This window comes from Agromyces subbeticus DSM 16689 (genome assembly GCF_000421565.1).
GTDB classification, from domain to species: Bacteria; Actinomycetota; Actinomycetes; order Actinomycetales; family Microbacteriaceae; genus Agromyces; species Agromyces subbeticus.
Window position 1 is genome coordinate 51,574 of the sequence record NZ_ATXG01000004.1, and the last position, 20,692, is coordinate 72,265.

At 69.7% G+C, this 20,692-nt stretch carries 18 protein-coding genes; 8 read left to right on the top strand and 10 right to left on the bottom strand.

The window, feature by feature from the left end; translation table 11 throughout:
* Positions 1–83 precede the first annotated feature (83 nt).
* Complete coding sequence (locus H521_RS22290) at positions 84–911, top strand: tryptophan-rich sensory protein (protein WP_022892547.1); 828 nt, start codon at positions 84–86, stop codon at positions 909–911.
* Between the two features lie 328 nt (positions 912–1,239).
* Complete coding sequence (locus tag H521_RS25450; protein ID WP_084512130.1) at positions 1,240–1,776, top strand: GNAT family N-acetyltransferase; 537 nt, start codon at positions 1,240–1,242, stop codon at positions 1,774–1,776.
* Between the two features lie 63 nt (positions 1,777–1,839).
* Here the strand turns inward: H521_RS25450 and H521_RS26575 are convergent, their stop codons facing one another.
* Both H521_RS26575 and H521_RS22295 read right to left on the bottom strand, forming a co-directional pair.
* The gene (locus H521_RS26575) at positions 1,840–1,968 is read right to left on the bottom strand and encodes a hypothetical protein (protein WP_022892548.1); all 129 of its coding nucleotides are present in this window, start codon (positions 1,966–1,968) and stop codon (positions 1,840–1,842) included.
* A gap of 115 nt (positions 1,969–2,083) precedes the next feature.
* Positions 2,084–2,533 carry an HXXEE domain-containing protein gene (locus tag H521_RS22295; protein WP_169513974.1) on the bottom strand — a complete coding sequence of 150 codons (450 nt, stop codon included), beginning with the start codon at positions 2,531–2,533 and terminating at the stop codon, positions 2,084–2,086.
* Between the two features lie 145 nt (positions 2,534–2,678).
* Between H521_RS22295 and H521_RS0108240 the strand changes: the two genes are divergently transcribed.
* The gene (locus H521_RS0108240; protein ID WP_022892550.1) at positions 2,679–3,317 is read left to right on the top strand and encodes a TetR/AcrR family transcriptional regulator; all 639 of its coding nucleotides are present in this window, start codon (positions 2,679–2,681) and stop codon (positions 3,315–3,317) included.
* An 86-nt stretch (positions 3,318–3,403) separates the two neighbouring features.
* Here the strand turns inward: H521_RS0108240 and H521_RS0108245 are convergent, their stop codons facing one another.
* From H521_RS0108245 to H521_RS0108255, 3 genes are all read right to left on the bottom strand, one after another.
* Complete coding sequence (locus H521_RS0108245) at positions 3,404–3,817, bottom strand: PaaI family thioesterase (protein ID WP_022892551.1); 414 nt, start codon at positions 3,815–3,817, stop codon at positions 3,404–3,406.
* A 119-nt stretch (positions 3,818–3,936) separates the two neighbouring features.
* A complete protein-coding gene (locus H521_RS0108250; RefSeq protein WP_040424249.1) occupies positions 3,937–4,707 on the bottom strand; it encodes a helix-turn-helix domain-containing protein in 771 nt (256 codons plus the stop codon).
* An 81-nt stretch (positions 4,708–4,788) separates the two neighbouring features.
* A complete protein-coding gene (locus H521_RS0108255; RefSeq protein ID WP_022892553.1) occupies positions 4,789–5,010 on the bottom strand; it encodes a hypothetical protein in 222 nt (73 codons plus the stop codon).
* A 127-nt stretch (positions 5,011–5,137) separates the two neighbouring features.
* Between H521_RS0108255 and H521_RS0108260 the strand changes: the two genes are divergently transcribed.
* A complete protein-coding gene (locus H521_RS0108260; RefSeq protein WP_022892554.1) occupies positions 5,138–6,268 on the top strand; it encodes a DUF2207 domain-containing protein in 1,131 nt (376 codons plus the stop codon).
* 45 nt (positions 6,269–6,313) lie between these two features.
* Positions 6,314–6,994: an alpha/beta hydrolase family protein gene (locus tag H521_RS0108265; protein WP_022892555.1), complete on the top strand. Its 681-nt coding sequence runs from the start codon at positions 6,314–6,316 to the stop codon at positions 6,992–6,994.
* Between the two features lie 98 nt (positions 6,995–7,092).
* Here H521_RS0108265 and H521_RS0108270 read toward each other — a convergent pair whose 3' ends face one another.
* Entirely contained in the window at positions 7,093–9,441 is a 2,349-nt protein-coding gene (locus H521_RS0108270) for an ATP-binding cassette domain-containing protein (RefSeq protein ID WP_022892556.1), read from the bottom strand.
* Between the two features lie 138 nt (positions 9,442–9,579).
* On the opposite strand from H521_RS0108270, the gene H521_RS0108275 reads away from it, so the two are divergent.
* Positions 9,580–11,151 carry a molybdopterin-dependent oxidoreductase gene (locus tag H521_RS0108275; RefSeq protein ID WP_051159231.1) on the top strand — a complete coding sequence of 524 codons (1,572 nt, stop codon included), beginning with the start codon at positions 9,580–9,582 and terminating at the stop codon, positions 11,149–11,151.
* Between the two features lie 373 nt (positions 11,152–11,524).
* Here the strand turns inward: H521_RS0108275 and H521_RS0108285 are convergent, their stop codons facing one another.
* The 4 genes from H521_RS0108285 to H521_RS22300 are packed head-to-tail and all read right to left on the bottom strand — an operon-like array spanning position 11,525 to position 16,267.
* Positions 11,525–11,896: an HNH endonuclease gene (locus H521_RS0108285; RefSeq protein WP_022892559.1), complete on the bottom strand. Its 372-nt coding sequence runs from the start codon at positions 11,894–11,896 to the stop codon at positions 11,525–11,527.
* Between the two features lie 50 nt (positions 11,897–11,946).
* The gene (locus H521_RS0108290) at positions 11,947–13,704 is read right to left on the bottom strand and encodes an amidase (protein WP_022892560.1); all 1,758 of its coding nucleotides are present in this window, start codon (positions 13,702–13,704) and stop codon (positions 11,947–11,949) included.
* A complete protein-coding gene (locus H521_RS0108295; RefSeq protein ID WP_022892561.1) occupies positions 13,701–14,735 on the bottom strand; it encodes an agmatine deiminase family protein in 1,035 nt (344 codons plus the stop codon). Before H521_RS0108295 ends, H521_RS0108290 begins: the two co-directional genes overlap by 4 nt.
* Complete coding sequence (locus tag H521_RS22300) at positions 14,732–16,267, bottom strand: purine-cytosine permease family protein (RefSeq protein WP_022892562.1); 1,536 nt, start codon at positions 16,265–16,267, stop codon at positions 14,732–14,734. Before H521_RS22300 ends, H521_RS0108295 begins: the two co-directional genes overlap by 4 nt.
* A gap of 92 nt (positions 16,268–16,359) precedes the next feature.
* On the opposite strand from H521_RS22300, the gene H521_RS0108305 reads away from it, so the two are divergent.
* Entirely contained in the window at positions 16,360–17,001 is a 642-nt protein-coding gene (locus tag H521_RS0108305; RefSeq protein ID WP_022892563.1) for a TetR/AcrR family transcriptional regulator, read from the top strand.
* Positions 17,002–17,092: 91 nt separating this feature from the next.
* Positions 17,093–20,665, top strand: coding sequence for a TM0106 family RecB-like putative nuclease (locus H521_RS0108310; RefSeq protein ID WP_022892564.1), 3,573 nt, complete (start codon positions 17,093–17,095; stop codon positions 20,663–20,665).
* The last annotated feature ends 27 nt before the right edge of the window (positions 20,666–20,692 follow it).

Consider the following 20,692-nt stretch of genomic DNA (forward strand, 5'->3'; position numbering starts at 1 on the left):
CGGAAGTTCGAGGCGAGCTGCGGGCCTCGCCGATAGCGTGGAAGGAGCTCGACCGAGATCCGCAGACGACGGCAGGAGCAGACATGAGTTCGACACCCTCAGCGGCGACCTCGACGGGCCGCGACCTGGTACGGCAACTCTCGGTGGCGGTCAGCGCGGTGCTCGCGGTGATCGGCGCGTTCATCGGGTCGGGCGCGGCCGGCGGCCAGCAGGTGCAGGATGCCGCCGGCGGAGCACTCGCGGCCGACGCCACGCTCATCGCGCCCGGCGGCGGGGCCTTCTCGATCTGGAGCCTCATCTACGCCGGCCTCGTGGCGTACGCGATCTGGCAGTTCCTGCCATCGCAACGCACTGAGGCCCGGCATCGTCGGCTCGGGTACCTCGTCGCGGCATCGCTGCTGCTGAATGCCGCGTGGATCCTCAGCATCCAGTTCGACCAGCTCTGGCTCAGCGTTCCGATCATCGCCGTGCTGCTCGTCGTGCTGATCGCGGCGTTCCGGGTCTGCCGCGCGGTGCCGCCGACCTCGAGGGTCGACGCGGTCCTCACCGACGGCACGCTGGGCCTCTATCTCGGCTGGGTCTGCGTCGCCACCGCGGCGAACGTGACCGCCGCGCTCGTCGCCGCCGGCTTCGACGGCTGGGGCATCGCTCCCGAGGTGTGGTCGGTGACGGTGATCGCGATCGCCGGCATCGTGGGGGTCGCGATCGCCGTGTGGGGTCAGGGCCGGATCGCCCCGACGCTCGCCCTCGGGTGGGGCCTCGCCTGGGTCGCCGTCGCACGGTTGACGGATGCCCCGGCATCGACCGTCACCGGCATCGCCGCCCTCGTCGCGGTGCTCGCGGTCGTCGTCGCGACGGTCTGGGCCAGGGTCTCGCCGCGAGACACGACCGCCGCACCAGCCACCGCCTGACGGTGGCCCGCGGCGCCGACTCTCCGTCCGCAATCGGAGCTCGCCGAACACGTCGCGAGAGGCGTCGCTCCAGACGAAGCCGCACTCCCGGGTCTTGCCACCTCATGTCTCGAACCTAAAGTGTTCGCTGAACACATGCGTTGCAAGAAGACATCCTGGCGTCGGTCAGGCGCGACTCTGACGGATGAGATGCCGCCAATCCTGCAGCGGACGGGCCGCGCGTACTGATTGACTCACTCACGCGTCGCAAGTCAGACTGTGGCAAGCCGGCCGGGAGAAGCAGCCCTCGAGCTTGAGCATCGCCCCGCGATCCGGAGGATCAGCACTCATGAACGACACGACGCCGGTGGACAGCGCGAAGGCATTCCCCGCAGCAGCGGTCACGCTTGTACCGGTCGACGAGGAGGTTCTCCGCCGGTTGACGGTCGTCGCGACATCAGATGCGGCCGCATCCGACGTCACGCCGCCGCTGACGCCTGGCGACAAGTGGACACGGCAGCGCGTGGGATGGTTCGAGAACTATCACCGCTCCCGAAGATCGGGCCTCACGGGAGCCGAGGGCGAGGCCACCTGGGCGATCCTGCACCTCGGACAGCCCGTCGGAGCGGTGCGGCTGAAGCGAACCGATGTCGACGGTGTAGTCGAGACTGGGATCTGGCTCGCACGGACGGTCCGCGGTAGAGGCATAGCGGGGCAGGCCATACGTCGAGTCCTTCAGGAAGCTCGAGCAGCCGGTGCCCACAGTGTGCGCGCTGACACAGCTCCGACGAACGAGGCCGCGCAACGCCTTCTGCGCACGTTAGGATTCACGCTCTCACCGCCGGCACCGGACGGGCGTTTGCATGCCGTACGCCGCTTCGACTGAATGGCCCTCGGCATCGACGCGCGTGGTCCAGCTGTGGTTCGGCTACGAAAACTACCAAGTTCTCTACGATTTGATGCCCTGCGCTCGATGAGCAGGGTCGATGGCTTCGATGGTCGCGCCGCGTCGCGCCATACGCAGGCCGTCGATACAGTCCCAGGCCGCGATCACGATGACGGCGTTCGCGATCAGCACTGTGGGTATGCGCCAGTCCTCGTTTCCGTTAACTCGGAGGGTGGCTTTCCATCTTCCTGGGTTCTCCGCAGGCGGTGCTGTTCAGTCCGAGACCGGGGCGTTCCCGACGAGTTCATCAGAGCGCAGGGATGATCGGTGCGAGGGCGGCGGCGATGAGGAGTGATCCCGCCACGATCCCCACGGCAGCGATCACGGTCGTCACTACTGCGGATGTGCTCCATCGCACGGGCGGCAGCGTTCGAACGATGATCAGGCCGAGCGGAAGCAGCACGAAAAGGCCGCTGATCACTCCGGGCATCAGGCTCCAGGACACCACGCTGAAGAGGAGGTGGCTGCCAGCGTTGATGATCAGGGCGTAGGCGACACACACCAGCGTCTCGGCGCTCCACTTCGCTCGGGTCGACACGGCGATGACGCCGATCGTGAGTACCGCCGCGGTGACGATCACGAGTGCAACACCGAACTGCTGTTGGTCTCCATGAAGGAACCGCCCCGGCATCCAGGGGCGTGCAGCCACCCAGCCCGTCATGCCGAGCAGCCATTCCTCAGCATTGTGCACAGCCAAAGCGACGATGGTCGCCGCCCACAACGCTGCGAGGTGTCCTTGGCTGGGCGGGCCGGGCTTCGTACGTGCCGTATCGACGTTCTGTACCATCTCACATCTCTCTTACACTCGTATGGGTTGGCTCATACGAGTGTAAGATGATCTCGTGGAGCACGCAATAGGGGACGGCAAGGGTCGGGTGGCCGGAGCGTTGTGGAGCGTTGTCGCCCGGGAGGGCATGACCGGGGTCAGCGTGCGGACCGTGGCCGCCGAGGCCGGCGTCAAGGGCGGAACGGTCCAGCATTACTTCCCGACGCGGGCTGAGATGGTGCACTATGCCATGGAGCTGCTCGCCGACCAGTTCACGCAGCGAATCACTGCGATGCCGCGGACCGGTCCGACCGACGAGTGGACGCGGGCGATGCTGCTCGAACTGCTCCCGCTCACTTCCGAGCGCCAGCGCGAATTCAAGGTCTGGCTCGCCTTCACCACCCACGCCGACACGAACCCCGCACTGACGGAGCTCAAGCACAGCTTCTCCATCCAACTCGGCGCGATGTACCGCCGGATTCTCCGAGCCCGGCACGCAGCCTCCCACGGTGCGGATGACAATATCCACCAGAAGGACGACCAGTCTGACGGCCCGGACGCGGCAATCCTTCAGGCCGTCATCGACGGCCTCTCACTTCAACTCGCGGACATGGATCCCGATGAGGCAGCCGACGTGGGTGCCCGTCTCCTCGATCACTACCTCGCCACACAGCGCGCCGACCCGGCCCCAGACCAGCTCAGAGTTGGCGGGTGAACCGCTCGCACCGCGCGATCTCAGACCTGATTCAGGAAGACGTAGGGCGCAGTCATCTCGGGGGCTTCGATGCGCTTCGCGGGGCTCTAGTGAAAGATGCGGCTGCTGACCTGACCGGTGGCGACGAGATCCCCCGCGGCGTTGGTGACATGCACTTCAGTGAGTGTTGCCGATCGGGTTCGATGCACGACCGTGCCTGTTGCGGTGAGGTCAGTGCTCGCCGGTGCCAGATAGTTCACGGTGAGACTCATGGTCGCGCCGCCGGAGGGCTCGTCATCGGGTGAGATGCCGGATGCCGATGCGGCGGCGCCGATGGTGTCGATCAAGGTCGCGACGGCACCGCCGTGAAGCACGCCGGGAGTGGTCGTCAGCGCTGCGGAGTACGGCATCACCAGGGTGACGTGATCGATGTCCGCTGAGCGCGCGGTGATGCTGAGAGTCTGCGCGACGGGCGATTGCAGAACGATGTTCTCGATCCAGTGCTGCGCGAGCGAATGCATGTGGACTCCTAATGTTCGAGGCGGTCAAGATCGTGCGGGCGTTCCAGAATCACCTCTTCAGCGGGTGGCTGTCGATGACCTCGCAGGTCATGGCCCTGATTCCTCGGCGCCCGCCCGCTTCAGGTAAGAGCGAAGACGATGTTTCTCGTGTCCTCGTCGCTTGGGTAGAACGCCTCGATGCGGAGTTCGTCGACGGTGACGTCTCGTGCGGACTCCACTGTTGCGGAGATGCTGAAGAAGCGCAGCGTGGCGCCGTCGATGGTGAGTTCAAGTGGCATCACAACATCAGTGAGCGCTGGCCGGCCGGCACCATCACCTGGGTAGGCGGCTGCTTCTTCGGCGAGGTCACGTAGTCGCAGATCGCCGTCACGGTCGGATCTGGCCTGCACCTGGGCTAGCAGGCGTGAGCGCCATTGGCCGAGGTTGGCAATGCGCGGAGCCAGACCCTCTGGATGCAGCGTCAGCCGCACCGCGTTCATGGGTGGCTCCAGGAGGTGAGCGGCGCATCCGGCGAGCAGGAGGTCGGTTGCCGCGTTGCGATCGACGATGTCCCACCACCTGTCGAGAACTAGCGCGGGGAAGGGCATGTGCGCCTCCAGGAGCGACTGCAGCGCCCTGGTCACTGCCAGCAGCTCCGGCGCATCGAGTTCGCGCTCGGGATGGGTCGGTGCAAGGCCTGCGGCAAGCATCAGTTGATTGCGTTCGCGCAGTGGAATCTCCATATGGTGCGCGAGGCGTTCGATCATCTGCCGTGTAGGTATGGACCGCCCCGTCTCCACGTAACTCAGATGACGCGTCGACACATCGGCCCGTGACGACAACTGGAGCTGGCTCAACTGCCGCCTGGCCCTCCAGGCTCGCAGGAGCTCACCGATCGGTGTTGCACTCATGGCGGTCACGCATCAATGCGACCGTGCTCAGTTTCATTGAGGTCATTGCGCAACTTCAGTGGTGTCTCGCAGCGACACTCCTCAGCTCAGCAGGTCGCGAACGGCCGCGCCCCACTCGAAGCCGCACTCACGGCAGTCGAAGATGGGCGCCTCATCGAGGGCGAGCGCGCCGGAGATATCGGAGGCCTCGACCTCGAAGTCGAGCGGGCCGTAGACGATCGCGCGCACCGCGAGTGAATCGCAGCGCGGACACGGCTCGTCGACCACCAGGTTCGGTGCGGAGTGCTGCATCTGCTTCGTCATGGCAGTCACGGTACGCCGGGCTTCCGACATCGACGGCACCGACCCCGCGCGTCATGCAACCCGCCTCGGCGACATGCAGAGCAGCGCGTGCGACCGAGCGACCCCCGCGGATCCCTAGACTGGGCGCGTGCTGACCGCCGCCATCGTGTTCGCGATCGTGCCCGCCTTCCTGATTCTCGGACTCGGGCTCGCTGCGCGCGCCATCGCCGCCCAGCGGGTGACCCCACGCGTCGTGCAGTACACGCCCGAACCCGGAACGACGGTGCTGCGCGACGCACTGCTCATCGATGCCGATCGACGCGCGGCATCCGCTGCTCTCATCGACCTCGCCGTGAAGCGCAAGGTGCGCCTGCTCGCCGGCGAGGGCAAGCGCGACCCGATCGGCGTCGAACTCGTGCCCGGCATCGTGCTGACGACCGAGGAGGGTGCGCTGCTCGAGGCGCTCTTCGGCCCCGACCACACGGGCACTCGGGTGCGGCGATTCTCCGCCGACCGTCGAGCGCTGGCCGGCCGCCTGAAGAGCCTGCTGCTGAACACCGAGCACGCCCTCGCGCGCGACGGGCTCGTGGCTGAGCGGCGCGTGACCTGGCCGGGCGTCACGCTCACCGTGTTCGCCTACCTCGGAATGCTCGTCGAGGCGCTGTTCCTCGTCACGACGATCGTCAGCGGCGACTGGCCGGCACTCATCGCGACGCTCGTCGCCCTCGGCGCCACGATCGCGACCATCTTCGTCACCCCGGCGTCGTGGCGCAAGTTCCTGCCGGCCGCAGATTCCCGGCGCGAGCACCTCGCCGGCCTGCGGCAGTACATCCGGCTGGCCGAAGCCGAGCGACTGAGGGTGCTGCAGTCGCCGAGCGGCGCAGAGCTTCGAGCGACGGATGCCTCGGACGCTCCGCGACCGACGGCGCCCGGCGCGGCCGACGCATCTCCGGGCGCCACGCCCTCGCCCGCCGCGCCCTCGCCCGCCGCACCCGGCGAGGCGGCGGTCGCCCGGTTCCACCTGCACGAGCGACTGCTGCCCTACGCCGTGCTCTTCGGCCTCGAGCGCGAGTGGATCGCGAAGCTCAAGCTCGAGGTGAACGAGCTCGGCAACCTCGCGACACTCGGCGATCTCGTCGAGGCCACGTCCGACATCGCACTCGCCATCGAGGCCGCCGGCAGCGTCATCGAGCTGACCGCGGCCGTCGGCGATCTCGCAGATGGCGCAGGCAACGTGATCGAGGGCATCGGCGGCATCTTCGAGCTGTTCGACTCGTAGCCAGCGGCAGGAGCACGACGCACCCGCATGCGGCAGCATTGAGGCATGACGACGGCCGAGCAGTCCATCACGATCGATATCGACGGCGTGCCCGTCTCGGCCGTGTACGCCAGGCCGTCGGGCGCAGCGGCCACGATCGTCGTCGCGCACGGTGCCGGCGCCGGCATGGAGCATCCGTTCATGAGCGGCTTCACTCGCGCGCTCGACGCCGAGGGGTTCGCGACCATGCGGTTCAACTTCCCGTACCGCGAAGCGGGGCGCCGGTTTCCCGACCGGCCACCGCTCGCCATCGCGACCTGGCGCGCGGTGATGCATGTCGCGGCCGCACGCGCGGCCGATGACGGGTGCCCCGACAAAGCGATCTGGGCGGCGGGCAAGTCGTTCGGCGGGCGCATGGCATCCATGGCGGTGGCCGAGGGCATGGCCGCTGCGGGGCTCGTCTTCCTCGGCTACCCGCTGCATGCCCCGGGCAAGCCCGAGAAGCCGCGCGACGAGCACCTGCCGGGCATCACGGTGCCGATGCTCTTCCTGCAGGGGCGCAACGATCCGTTCGCGGCTCCGAACGAGCAGCTCGACGACGTCGTGCGCCGCATCGGGCCGAACGCGACGCTCGACTGGGTCGACGACGCGAATCACTCGTTCGAGGTGAAGGGCGCCAAGCGCCCGGCGGCCGAGATCGGAGCCGGGCTCGCGGCGCAGGTCGCGGAGTTCGTGCGAAGCCACTAGCTGCTCGAGGAGGCGCGCCAGCGCCGTCTCGAAACCCCGCACGCCGGGGCAAGCGGGTTTCGAGACACTCGCTTCGCTCGCTCCTCAACCCACTGGGCTCACGCCCCGACGTACGCCCGCAGGTGCGTGCCCGTGAGCGTCGCGGCATCCGTCGCCGCCGCCTCGACGAGCTCGCGCGGCGTGCCCTCGAACACGATGCGCCCGCCGTCGTGGCCGGCGCCGGGGCCGAGGTCGACGATCCAGTCGGCATGCGCCATCACGGCCTGGTGGTGCTCGATGACGATGACGGTGTTGCCGTCGTCGACGAGCCGGTCGAGCAGCGCGAGCAGCTTGTCGACGTCGGCGAGGTGCAGGCCCGTCGTCGGCTCGTCGAGCACGTAGATCGAGCCCTTCTTCGCCATGTTGATCGCGAGCTTCAGGCGCTGGCGCTCACCGCCCGAGAGCGTGTTGAGCGACTGACCGAGGCCGAGGTACCCGATGCCCACGTCGCTCAGCCGCTGCAGCACGGCCCGCGCGGGCTTCTCTTCGAAGAATTCGAGTGCCGCATCGACCGGCATGTCGAGCACCTCGCTGATGTTCTTGCCGCGCAGCGTGTATTCGAGGACCTCGGCGGTGTAACGCTTGCCGCCGCACTCCTCGCAGACGCTCGCGACGCCGGCCATCATGGCGAGGTCGGTGAACACGAGGCCGATGCCCTTGCAGTTGGGGCAGGCGCCGGCCGAGTTCGCGCTGAACAGCGCCGGCTTCACGCCGTTGGCCTTCGCGAACGCCGTGCGGATCGTGTCGAGCAGGCCCGTGTAGGTGGCCGGGTTCGACCGGCGCGAGCCGCGGATCGGCGCCTGGTCGACCACCACGACGTTGTCGAACTTCGGCACGTTGCCGTGGATGAGCGACGACTTGCCCGAACCGGCGACACCCGTGACGACGGTGAGCACGCCGAGCGGCAGGTCGACGTCGACACCGGTCAGGTTGTGCTGGCGGGCATCGCGAATCTGCAGGTGACCGGATGCCTCGCGCACCGTCTCGCGCAGGGTGGCACGGTGATCGAGGTGACGGCCGGTGAGCGTGCCCGAGGCGCGGAGGCCCGCGACATCGCCCTCGAAGCAGATCTCGCCGCCGGCCCGGCCGGCGCCGGGGCCGAGGTCGATGACGTGGTCGGCGATCGTGATGACCTCGGGCTTGTGCTCGACCACGAGCACGGTGTTGCCCTTGTCGCGCAGGCGCACGAGCAGCTCGTTCATGCGCTGGATGTCGTGCGGGTGCAGGCCGACGGTCGGCTCGTCGAAGACGTAGGTGATGTCGGTGAGGCTCGAGCCGAGGTGGCGGATCATCTTCACGCGCTGGCCCTCACCGCCCGAGAGCGTGCCAGAGGTGCGGTCGAGACTCAGATAGCCGAGGCCGATCTCGACGAACGAGTCGATCGTCTCCTTGAGCGACTCGACGAGCGGGCCGATCTCGGGGTCGGAGAGGTCTTCGAGCCACACGGCGAGGTCGGAGATCTGCATCGCCGCGGCATCCGCGATGTTGATGCCCTTGATCTTCGACGCCAGCGCCTCTTGGTTCAAGCGCGAGCCGCCGCACTCGGGGCAGGCGGTGAACGTGACGGCGCGGTCGACGAACGCCCGGATGTGCGGCTGCATCGCGTCGCGGTCTTTGGAGAGCAGGCTCTTCTGCACCTTGGTCACGAGTCCCTCGTAGCTCATGTTGATGCCCTGCACCTTGACCTTGACGCCCTCTTTGTAGAGGAAGTCGCTCAGCTCCTGCTCGGTGTAGTCGCGGATCTTCTTGTCGGGGTCGAGGAAGCCGCCCTCGGAGTAGATGCGCACCATCCAGCCGTCGGCGGTGTAGCCGGGAATGGTGATGGCGCCCTCGGCGAGCGACTTGTCGCGGTCGAAGAGCTCGTCGAGATCGATGTCGTTGACCTCGCCCATGCCCTCGCAGCGCATGCACATGCCGGCGGGAACGTTGAAGCTGAAGTGGAAGCTCGGGCCGACGTATGGCTGGCCGAGCCGCGAGAAGATGATGCGCAGCATCGCGTTGGCGTCGGTCGCCGTGCCGACGGTCGAGCGCGAGTTGGCACCCATGCGCTCTTGGTCGACGATGATCGCGGCCGAGATGTTGCGCAGGCTGTCGACCTCGGGGCGCGACGGCGAGGCCATGAACGTCTGCAGGAAGGCCGAGTAGGTCTCGTTGATGAGGCGCTGCGACTCGGCGGCGATCGTGCCGAACACGAGGCTCGACTTGCCGGAGCCCGACACGCCCGTGAACACCGAGAGCCGGCGCTTCGGGATGTCGAGCGAGATGTTCTTCAGGTTGTTCTCGCGAGCACCGCGCACCTCGATGAGGTCGTGCGCGTCGGCGATGTGCCCCGTCGTTGCGGTGCCCGCGGTGGCGTGCTCGACGGCGGGCTCAGTGGCGGGCTCAGTGATCTGGTCGGTCGCGGTCATTCGGCTGCTCCCCTCGGCGCGGGCCGGCGCGCCCGCAACTCACGATTCTGACACGAGGGGCTGACATTCGCGCGGGCGGATGCGCGTACAGCCATGCGCGCAAAGCCCATGTGCGCACGACGCGCGTACGCTGTGCGCATGCCCGAGACGAGCGGCTCTGCAGGCCCCGCACGCAGGTTGGTGCTGCCCGCGACCGCTGGCGCGGCATCCGTCGCCTTCGGAGCGGGAGTCGGCGAACTCTCCGCCGCCGTGCTCGCGCCCGCGTCGAGCCCGTTCGTGGTCGTCGGCGCGCTCTTGATCGACGTCGCGCCGCCGTGGGCGAAGGATGCCGCGATCGGCCTGTTCGGCACCGCCGACAAGGCCGCGCTGCTCGTGGGCATCGGCCTCGTGCTGCTCGCGGTCGCGGGTGCCGCCGGGGTGCTCGAGGCGCGCAGGCCGCCGTGGGGTCAGGTGCTGTTCGGGCTCGTGGGAGTGGCCGGCGCCATCGCCGCCTCGACTCGCGCGAACGCGCCGATGCTGGCGATCGCACCGTCGGCGCTCGCGGCGATCGCGGCAGTGGTGGCACTGCGGCTGCTCGTGATGCGACTGCCATCGCGGGTTGAGGTGACACGTCACTCCTCAACCGGCGAGGGCGACGCAGGCGTCGACCGGCGGCGGTTCCTCGGCTGGGCGGGCGGCGCCGTGGTGCTGGGCGCGATCGCCGCGGCCGGCGGCTATGCGCTGCAGGCCGGCACCCGGGCCATCAGCGCGGTGCGCGACGCGATCATCCTGCCGAAGGCGGCGACCACTGCGACCGTGCCCGCCGGCGCCGAGCTCGGCATCGACGGCCTCGCCCCGCTGATCACGCCGAACGGCGAGTTCTACCGCATCGACACCGCCCTTGCCGTGCCGGCCGTCGACCCCGCCGACTGGAGTCTGCGCATCCACGGCATGGTCGAACGCGAGATCACGATCACGTGGGACGAGTTGCTCGCCCTGCCCCTCGACGAGAGCATCACGACCCTCGCGTGCGTCTCGAACGAGGTCGGCGGCGAGCTCATCGGCAACGCGGTATGGCTCGGGTATCCGATTCGCGAACTGCTCGCCCGCGCATCGCCGACCCCCGACGCCGACATGGTGCTTTCGCGAAGCGTCGACGGGTTCACGGCGTCGACCCCGCTCGAGGTGCTGCAAGACGACCGCGCCGCGATCCTCGCGGTCGGCATGAACGGCGAGCCGCTACCCGCCGAGCACGGCTTCCCCGTGCGCATGGTCGTGCCCGGCCTCTACGGCTACGTCTCGGCGACCAAGTGGGTCGTCGACCTCGAGGTCACCCGGTTCGACGCGACATCCGCCTACTGGACCGATCGCGGCTGGAGCGAGCGCGGCCCCATCAAGCTCTCGTCGCGCATCGACGTGCCGCGCCGAGGCCAGTCGGTCTCCGCCGACGCCGCCGTGATCGCCGGCGTCGCCTGGCACCAGCACGTCGGTGTCGACGGCGTCGAAGTGCAGATCGACGACGGCGAGTGGCGCGAAGCCGAGCTCGCGACGGCGATCTCGGATGACACCTGGGTGCAGTGGCGCTACGAGTGGTCGGATGCCGCCGCGGGAACGCACACCGTACGGGTGCGTGCCCTCGGCGCCGACGGCGAAATGCAGATCGCAGACCGCCAGGGCGTCGTGCCCGACGGCGCGACCGGCCTGCACGAGGTCACGGTCGACGTCAGCTGATCGACAGCCGCGGTCACCGGCGTATACCAGGCAGCACAGGCCGCACCGGGCTGAGTCGTCCTCCACAACCCGACGGAACGGCGCACTCTCCACCCTGTGCTGGCGGCATTCCCAGAATGCTCGCGGTGCCTTCGTCAGCGACGACTTCGACGACGACGGGATCGTGCTGCTGGTCGAGACAGACGTGATCGACGGCGGCGGCGCAGCTCCGCGACTCCAAGGTCGCGAGCCGCCTGCTCGCGACGCAGGTGACGGTGATCTCGACGACGGCGTTGCGATTGATGCATCCTGAGCGCTACCGACGGACGATGGCGGAGTCACGCCCTCTGTAGGGGTTCGTGCTCAGCGGTCGACGTGGATGCCGTCGAGGGGCTCAGTCCTGCAGCGCCTCGGGCACCGGGAACCGCAGCGCCAGCGCAACGCCGACCTCGTGATGCCGCAGCAGGAATGCCCGCTCGTCGAGCTTCTTGCGCCGCAGCCACGACGTGACCTCGTCGTTCGACTTGCTCGCGTTGCACGAGCCGCAGGCCGGCACGACGTTGCCGAGCGTGTAACGGCCGCCGCGTGAGATCGGCTGGACGCAGTCGCGCTGCAGGGGCCGGTCGCTCGCACCGCAGTAGGCGCAGCCCGGCCACTCGGCGGCGAGCGCGGCCCACTGCTCGTCGCTGAGGTCGTGCGTGTGCTGCGCCATGCGACGCTTGCGCCGACGCGCGTAGACCGCCGTACGGCTCGGACTGACCGCCATGGCGCCAGACTAGCCCGGGCTGCGGCGAGCCTCGGCCCGCCGCGCCCGGCTCAGAGCGACGGCGTGCGCGGCGGTGCTACGCGGCGCGGCGTCGCGGTCGGCAGCGCCTCGAACGCGGCGGCGAGCGCGAGCAGCGCCGAGTCGTCGTAGGCCCGCCCGGCGAAGGTGAGGCCCACCGGCATGCCGATGTCACGCATCAATCCCATGGGCACGGTGACGGTCGGAATGCCGAGGTGGCGCGGCACGAGATTTCCGTTCGCGACCCACACGCCGTTGCGCCAGCCGAGATCGGCGGATGCCTCGTCGACGTCCATGTCGGCCGGGCCGACGTCAGCGACTGCGGGGAAGACCACGGCGTCGAGCCCGAGCTCGTCCATCCACTGCTCGAGATCGATGCGGCGGGTCTCCTCGAGGCCGCGCAAGCCGGCTTCGAGCTCGGGCATGTCGGCGAACGTCGCGCCGGGGTGCGAGCGCGCCCACTCGGGGTACTCGGCGATGTCGTCCTCGAATCCCGCGTACCTGTCGGGCAGCGTGCCCTCGGGCTGCGGGAAGATCCGCTCGCCATCGACGTCGGCGAGCGCATGCAGCGCGGGGTCGCCGTTCGCGTCGAGGAAGTCGTTCCAGGCCCAAGCAGAGAGGTCGACGATCTCGCGGCGCAGGTACTCGTGGCTCACGAGTCCGCGCGTCTCGATCGTGGGTGCGCCCGGTCGGTCGCCCTCGTAGTTCGACACGACCGGGAAGTCGACGAGCACGACCTCGGCACCGGCGGCCTCGAGGTCACTCCGGGCCGCCTCCCACAACTCGATCACCGAGTCGCGGGTCTCGATGCGCTGCCCTGTCGAGCCGCCGATGCCGGGCGTGCGTCCGGGTTCGGCTGTGCCCGCCTCGGGGTCGGCGTTGACGTACATGCGCGGCACACCGAAGCGCTTGCCCGCGAGCGAGCCGCCCGTGGCCGCCGCATCCGTCGACTGCAGCGCCCGGTACGAGGGAGGGCGCACCGCCGACGCGGCCGGAATCTCGACCCACGGCTGCGCGCGCCAGAAGTCGCCACGCGTCTCGGGGTCGTCGGTGACGATGACGTCGAGCACCTCGAGCAGGTCGGCCATGGAGCGGGTGTGCGGCACGACGACGTCCATGGTCGGCACGAGCGGCCAGTTGCCGCGCACCGAGATGACGCCGCGCGAGGGCGTGTACGCGCAGAGCGCGTTGTTCGAAGCGGGCGCACGGCCCGACGACCACGTCTCTTCGCCGAGACCGAACGCCGCGAACGAGGCTGCGGTCGCGGTGCCCGAGCCGTTCGACGAGCCCGAGCCGAAGGCGGCTGTGAGGAAGTCGGCGTTGTACGGGCTCTCGGCGCGGCCGTACACGCCGCGCTGCATGCCGCCGTTCGCCATGGGCGGCATGTTCGTGAGGCCGATGAGCACCGCTCCGGCGCCGCGCAAGCGCTCGATCGTGAAGGCGTCGCGCTGCGCGACGAGGTGCTCGAACGCGGGCGAACCGGCAGCGGCGGTGAGCCCTTCGGCGAGGTAGCTGTCTTTGGCCGTGTACGGGATCCCGTCGAGCGGACCGAGCAACTCTCCGCGGGCGCGGCGCTCGTCGGAGGCACGGGCATCGACGAGGGCGTCGGGGTTCAGCACGACGAGCGCGTTGAGCGCGGTCGCGGTGCCGGGAACGTCGTACGCCGCGATGCGGGCGAGGTACGCCTCGACGAGGCTCACGGATGTCGCGGCGCCCGACTCGAGCGCTGCGCGCAACTCGGCGATCGACGCCTCGACCACGTCGAAGTGGCGAGGAGCGGCATCACTCATCGCGCCACCACCGGCTGCTGCTGCGTGATGCAGTGGATGCCGCCGCCGCCGGCGAAGATCTGCCGCGCGTCGACGGTCACGGCACGCCGACCGGGGTAGGCCGCCTCGAGGATCTCGCGCGCCGCGGCATCCGCCTCGTCGTCGCCGAAGCCGCACGCGATGACGCCGCCGTTCACGACCAGGTGGTTGACGTAGCTGTAGTCGACGAAGCCCTCGTCGTCACGGATGACCGACGGCGCGGGCAGCTCGGTGACCTCGAGGGTACGACCCGCGGCATCCGTCGACCCGGCGAGCAGCGCGACGATCTCGCGGCTGACCTCGAAGTCGGGGTGCTCGGGGTTGCGCTGCGCGTGCACGAGCACCTGACCCGGTGAGGTGATGGTCGCAACGATGTCGACGTGTCCGTTCGTGCCGAAGTCGTCATAGTCGCGGGTGAGGCCGCGCGGCAGCCAGATGGCCTTCGTCGCCCCGATCGTGCGGGCCATCTCGGCCTCGACGCGGCGCTTGTCTGCGTAGGGGTTGCGACGCGGATCGAGCTGCACGGTCTCGGTGAGCAGCACCGTTCCCTCGCCGTCGACGTGGATGCCGCCGCCCTCGTTCACGAGCGCGCTCGAGACGAGCTCGGCTCCGACGAGCTCGGCGACGAAGCGGGCATGCTCGCCCGACTTGTCCCAGCGCGCCCAACTCGGCGCGCCCCAGCCGTTGAAGGTCCAGTCGACCGCGCCGAGCACGCCGGGGCGTTCATCGTCGACGACGAAGGTGGGTCCGTGGTCGCGCATCCAGTACTCGTCGACGGGGCACTCGACGACCTCCACGCGCGGGTCGAGCAGCTCGCGGGCCACGTCGAGCGCGTTCGCGTCGACGAGGATCGTGACCGGCTCGAACTCGACGACGGCATTCGCCACCTCGGCCCACGCGGCGAAGGTCGCCGCAGTCTCCTCGGCAGACACCTCGATTGGGGTGTCGGCCACCGGGAACGCCATCCAGGTGCGCTCGTGGGGTGCGGTCTCGGACGGCATGTGCCAGGTCATGCGGGTACCTCCAGGGTGCGGTCGACGGATGCCGCGGCATCCGTGCTCTCATCATTGCGGGTGGATGCAGAGGGGCGCGCAGCCGGGTCTCGGTAGGGATTCGTGGTGAGCCACAGCACCGCGTAGAGCCCGCCCGCGACGAGTGGGCCGACGATGGCCGAGAGGTCGGCGCCGCCGAGCGCGGCCGCGATGGGGCCGACGTAGAGCGTCGTGTTCGCCGAGAGGGCCGCGACGGTGGTGGCGACGAGCATCGCGGCGACACCCGGCCAGAACACGCCCCGGTCGTACCAGAACGGGCTGCCACGGCGTTCGTCGGTGAGCGCGCGGCCGTCGTAGCGGTTGCGTCGCAGCAGGATGTCGACCGCGTAGATCGAGACGAGCGGGCCGAGCACGGTCACCGCGAGCTCGAGCGACGCGTTCAGCGTGTCGAGGAAGCTCGGCGCGAGGAACACGAACCAGCCCGCGATCGCAGTCGCGACGGCGCCCGTGATCACGACGGTCGCTGCGCGAGAGACCCGGAGCCCGAGGCCCTGGGCGTAGAGGCCCGTCGAGTAGGCGACGAGCACGTTGTTCGTGATGCTCGACAGTACGATCATGGCGAGGAAGACCGGCGTGAACCACCCGGGCACGATCTCGGCGATCGTGAGCTGCGGGTCGGTCATGTCGATCGCGGTGCCGGCGATGACGCCGAGCGTGCCGATCACGATGGCGGGAACGAAGCCGCCGAGCGCGGTCCACCAGGCGACCGCGCGCTTCGAGACATCCGTCGGCAGGTAGCGGGCGTAGTCGGCGCCCGTGCCCCATGACAGCGGGCTCGACGCCACGATCGCGAAGCCGAGCAGGAGCATCGCCCAGTGCTCCGCGGGAGCGAGCGGAACCGGCTCGTAGGCGAAGTCGGCGGCGCCGAACACGAACACGGCGAGCACGATGAACACCACGGCGAGCGCGGCCGAGAAGTACGGTGCGAGCTTCAGGATGGTCGCGTGCCCGTAGACGCCGATGACGAAGCTGAGCGCCGCGACGACGACGAGCACGGCCCACTCGGCGCCCGGCGGCAGCGCGACGCCGAACTGGCCCACGAGCGCGAGCGCGGCGAGGGTCGCGAAGGCGATGTTGATGATCTCGTAGAAGATGCCGATGGCGACGCCGAGGCCCGCGCCGAAGACCCGGCTGCCGCGCACACCGAACATGGCCCGCATGACCGCGACGCTCGGCGTGCCCGAGGCCGGGCCGCTGATCGCGAGGAGGCCCACGACCGCCCACCAGAGGTTGCCGAGCACCGTGATGAGCAGCGCCTCCCACAGCGAGAGGCCGAGGAGCATGAGCACCCCGCCGATCACGAAGTAGAGGTAGATGACGTTCGCCGACATCCACACCCAGAAGAGTTCGCGCGGGCGGCCGTGGCGCTCGGAGGTCGGGATGTGGTCGGCGCCGTGCTGCTCGACGTGGCCGGCACGGTCGGCGGTGGGGGCGCGGTCGGCGGGGGCGGGGGTGGCGGGGGTGGCGGGGGCCCGGTTGGCTTCGTTGCTCATGTTGGGGGTCTCATTTCGTCGTGATCGGGGACACGATCACTATTGATCAGATGATCAACAACTGCAGCGAATGTACATAGACTGGGGCCACGATGTCAAGACCTCCTCGCAAGAAGGCCGAACGCAAGAGCCCGGCCGAGCGTGCATCCGAGATCGCGGATGCCGCGCGGTCGATCGCGCTCGAGCAGGGCCTCGCCGCGGTGACCCTGCGCAGCGTCGCCACGCGCATCGATGTCGCGCCCGCGCTCGTCGCCCACTACGAGCCCAACATGGAGGCGCTCGTGGCCGCGACCTTCGCGGGCGTCGTGAGCGCCGAGATCGACGAGGTCGTGTCGCTGCTCGCCGAGCACCCGACCCCGCGTGAACGCCTCGCCGTGCTCCTCACCACGCTGCTCGACGGCACTCGAGACGACGTCACCGTCGTCTGGGTCGAGGCGTGGGCGCTCGGTCGGCGCAACGACGCGCTCGCGGCGAGCGTGCGTCAGCAGATGGACTCCTGGCAGGCGGTCGTGCAGGGCGTCATCGAGTCGGGCGTCGCGGCCGGGGAGTTCGAGACTGATGACGCGGCATCCGTCGCCTGGCAGCTGCTCGGCATGATCGACGGGCTCAACGCGCAGGCCCTCGTGCTCTGGGGCGAGGCCGCCTCGCGCGGCTCGCTCATCGGGCACGCCGTCGAGGGCATGCTCGGCATGCCGCGCGGCGCACTGCTGGTCGCCGCGTCACCTGCCGGCTGAGCTCGCAGCGCCGGCTGAGTTCGCAGCACCGGATGGCCCCGATGTCGGCCGCCGCCGATACGGTGAGAGCCTGGCGGCGGAAGGGGCCCGGATGTATCTGGTCGACGGTTCGGTCGTCACGAGCGCGAGCGATCTGAAGAAGGCATCCGAGTGCGAGTTCGCCTTCCTGCGAGCGCTCGACGCCAAACTCGGCCGCATCGAGAAGGTGCCCGATCCTGAAGACGCGATGCTCGAGCGCTCGGGCCGGCTCGGCGACCAGCACGAGCTGCGAGTGCTCGAGTCGTACCGTGCCGAGCTCGGCGAGGGCGTGGTCGAGATCGAGCGCCCAGACGTGCGCGACGCTGAAGCGGTCGCGGCGGCCGTCGCCGCGACGCAGGCCGCATTCGCCGCGGGGGCACCCGTCGTCTTCCAGGCGACGTTCGCCGACGAGGGCTTCATCGGGTTCGCCGACTTCATCGTGCGCCAGCCCGACGGCCGCTACCTCGTGCAAGACTCCAAGCTCGCGCGCCGGGCGCGGGTCACGGCACTGCTGCAGCTCGCGGCCTACGCCGAGCAGCTGCAACGCACCGGAGTGCCGTGCGCCGACACCGTCGAGCTGCTGCTCGGCGACGGTTCGACGAGCGTGCACCGGCTCGACGACATCGCCCCCGTCTACCGCCTGCGCCGCGAGCGGCTCGAGCTGATCGTCGCCGACCGGCTCGCCGAGACCGGCCCGGTCGAGTGGGGCGACCCGCGCTACGCGCTCGACGGGCGCTGTCCCACGTGCGACCTCGAGGTGCAGGGCCACCGCGACGTGCTTCTGGTCGCCGGGCTCAGGGTCACCCAGCGCACCGCACTGTTCGAGGCGGGCATCACGACGATCGACGAGCTCGCGGCATCCGTCGGCCCGGTGCCCGGCGTGCTCGATGCGACCATCGAGAACCTCCGGGTGCAGGCGCGGTTGCAGCTCCAGGCCGAAGCGGCTGAGGCGGAAGCAGATGCCTCGGGCCTCCGCTCCCCCGACGACCCACCGCTGCCCCCGCCCGTCGTCGTACGCGATGCGGCCTCGCTCGCCGCGATTCCCGAGCCCGACGCCGGCGACCTGTTCTTCGACTTCGAGGGCGACCCGCTCTACACCGAGGGCGCGGCCGACGACTGGGGCCTCGACTACCTCTTCGGCATGGTCGACAACGACGAGCAGTTCACGCCGCTCTGGGCGCATTCCTTCGCCGAAGAGCGGGTGGCGCTCGAGCAGTTCCTCGAACTCGTGGCGCTACGACGCGCGGCGCACCCGAACATGCACATCTACCACTACGCGAGCTACGAGCGCACCCACCTGCTCACCATGGCCGCGCGCCACGGCGTCGGCGAGGCCGCCGTCGACCAACTGCTCAACGACGGCGTCTTCGTCGACCTCTATCCCGTCGTGAAGCGCGCGGTGCGCGTGGGCAGCCGCTCGTATTCGATCAAGAAGCTCGAGCCCCTCTACATGGGCACCGAGCTGCGCGAGGCCGACGTGAAGTCGGGCGGCGACTCCATCCTCGAGTACGTGCGGGCCCGAGAGTACGCAGCCACGGGCGGCACCGACCCGGTCACCGGTCTCAGCGGCTCGGCGGCCGCGCAGCACGTGCTCGACGACCTCGCCGACTACAACCGCTACGACTGCGTCTCGACCCTGCGCTTGCGCGACTGGCTGCTGGGCCTCGCCCGCGACGCCGGGGTCGAGCCCGTGCCCGAGTCGATGCTCGTGCAGGCCGCGAAGGCCGCGGGCAAGGTCTACGAGCCCTCGCCGCTCGCACTGCACCTGCAGGCCATCGCCGGGCCGCCCGACGACCCCGATCGCGACGCCGACCACACGGCGCTCGCACTCGCGGCGGCGGCCATCGACTACCACGACCGCGAAGCGAAGAGCTTCTGGTGGGCCCATTTCTTCCGGGTCGAGCAGCCGCTCGACGCGTGGGAAGACCATCGCGACGTGCTCGTCGTCGACCCCGAGGCATCCGCGGTCACCCAGCGCTGGTACCGCGAAGACCACCACCGCGTCGACCGGCGCGAGGTGATGCTGCGCGGGCGCATCGCGCCGGGCTCGCGGTTCAGCATCGGTGCCGAGCTTTTCGCGCTTTACGAGCCGCCGGCGCCCTTCGCGCGGCAAGGCCTGCGCCCGGGCTCGCGCGGCCAGAACGCGGTTCGGGTGCTCGAGGTGCTCGACGACGGCCTCGTCGTCGAAGAGCGTGCCATCGCCGGCTCCACGTGGCACGAGTTGCCGATGGCCATCGTGCCCGGCACACCGCCGCCCGCCGGCCGGCAGCAGGGTGCGATCTTCGAGTGGGCCGAGGGAGTTGCCCGCGCCTACCCCGCGTGGCCGAGGAACCCCGCCATCGACGTGCTGCGGCGGGTGCCGCCGCGCACTCGCGGCGGCGTGCCGCTCGCTCCGCTCTCGGCCGACCACGACTACGTGGCTGCGGTCGTCGCCTCGGCGCGCTCGCTCGACGGCTCCTACCTCGCCGTGCAGGGGCCACCCGGCACCGGCAAGACCTATCTGGCGTCGCACGTGATCGCCGAACTCGTCGGCCGGCACGCGTGGAAGGTCGGCGTCGTCGCGCAATCGCACGCCGTCGTCGAGAACGTGCTCGACACCGTCATCGGCGCGGGGCTCGACGCCGAACTCGTGGCCAAGGCCCCGAAAGACCCGAGCGCGCCCGGCGCCCACACCTACACCGCGATCGCGAAGAACGGGGTGGCCGACTTCACGGCGGCGCACCAGAGCTCGGGCTTCGTGATCGGCGGCACCGCGTGGGACTTCTCCAACACCGACCGCGTGCCGCGCGGCTCGCTCGACCTGCTCGTCATCGATGAGGCCGGCCAGTTCTCGCTCGCCTCGACGATCGCCACGGCCGTCGCCGCCCGCAACCTGCTGCTGCTCGGCGACCCGCAGCAGTTGCCGCAAGTGAGCCAGGGCAACCATCCCGAACCCGTCGACACCTCGGCACTCGGCTGGATCGCCGACGGCCACGACGTGCTGCCCGCCGAGTTCGGGTACTTCCTCGCCGAGAGCCGGCGCATGCACCCCGCCGTCGCGCGGCCGGTCTCGCTGCTCTCGTACGAGGGCGAACTGCACTCGCACCGCGTGGCGTCCGAGCGCAGCCTCGAGGGTGTCGCACCCGGGCTGACGGCGATTCCCGTCGAGCACGCCGGCAACACGACGGCGTCGGTCGAAGAGGCGTTCGCCGTCGTCGAACTCGCGTTGTCGCTCCTCGGGCGCGACTGGGTCGAGTCGGCGGAGTCGGCGGAGTCAGTCGAGTCGGCGGATGCCGCGGTATCCGCTCGCTCTCGGCCGCTCGCCCAGCGCGACCTCATCGTCGTGACTCCGTACAACGCGCAGCTCACCGTCGTGCGCGCGGCACTCGATGCTGCGGGGCTCACCGAGGTGCCCGTTGGCACGGTCGACAAGTTCCAGGGCCAAGAGGCTGTCGTTGCGATCGTCTCTCTTGCCGCGTCATCAGCGGCAGCGGCCCCGCGCGGTGTCGAGTTCCTGCTGCTCAAGAACCGGCTGAACGTCGCCATCTCGCGAGCGAAGTGGGCGGCGTACCTGCTCTACTCCCCAGGGCTTCTCGACGCGCTGCCCTACACGCCAGAGGGAGTGGCGCAGCTGAGCGCGTTCATCCGACTGGTCGGCGTGCGCTGATCGATCTTCCGCCCCTGCGCGGGTTCG

Coding starts and splice junctions, on each gene's coding strand:
- H521_RS25450 (WP_084512130.1), top strand. CDS start 1,240: ATGAACGACACGACGCCGGTGGACAGCGCGAAGGCATTCCCCGCAGCA.
- H521_RS0108250 (WP_040424249.1), bottom strand. CDS start 4,707: ATGAGTGCAACACCGATCGGTGAGCTCCTGCGAGCCTGGAGGGCCAGG.
- H521_RS0108290 (WP_022892560.1), bottom strand. CDS start 13,704: ATGAGTGATGCCGCTCCTCGCCACTTCGACGTGGTCGAGGCGTCGATC.
- H521_RS0108275 (WP_051159231.1), top strand. CDS start 9,580: ATGCCCGAGACGAGCGGCTCTGCAGGCCCCGCACGCAGGTTGGTGCTG.
- H521_RS0108270 (WP_022892556.1), bottom strand. CDS start 9,441: ATGACCGCGACCGACCAGATCACTGAGCCCGCCACTGAGCCCGCCGTC.
- H521_RS0108295 (WP_022892561.1), bottom strand. CDS start 14,735: ATGACCTGGCACATGCCGTCCGAGACCGCACCCCACGAGCGCACCTGG.
- H521_RS0108255 (WP_022892553.1), bottom strand. CDS start 5,010: ATGACGAAGCAGATGCAGCACTCCGCACCGAACCTGGTGGTCGACGAG.
- H521_RS0108305 (WP_022892563.1), top strand. CDS start 16,360: ATGTCAAGACCTCCTCGCAAGAAGGCCGAACGCAAGAGCCCGGCCGAG.
- H521_RS0108310 (WP_022892564.1), top strand. CDS start 17,093: ATGTATCTGGTCGACGGTTCGGTCGTCACGAGCGCGAGCGATCTGAAG.
- H521_RS0108265 (WP_022892555.1), top strand. CDS start 6,314: ATGACGACGGCCGAGCAGTCCATCACGATCGATATCGACGGCGTGCCC.
- H521_RS0108285 (WP_022892559.1), bottom strand. CDS start 11,896: ATGGCGGTCAGTCCGAGCCGTACGGCGGTCTACGCGCGTCGGCGCAAG.
- H521_RS0108245 (WP_022892551.1), bottom strand. CDS start 3,817: ATGCATTCGCTCGCGCAGCACTGGATCGAGAACATCGTTCTGCAATCG.
- H521_RS22290 (WP_022892547.1), top strand. CDS start 84: ATGAGTTCGACACCCTCAGCGGCGACCTCGACGGGCCGCGACCTGGTA.
- H521_RS22300 (WP_022892562.1), bottom strand. CDS start 16,267: ATGAGCAACGAAGCCAACCGGGCCCCCGCCACCCCCGCCACCCCCGCC.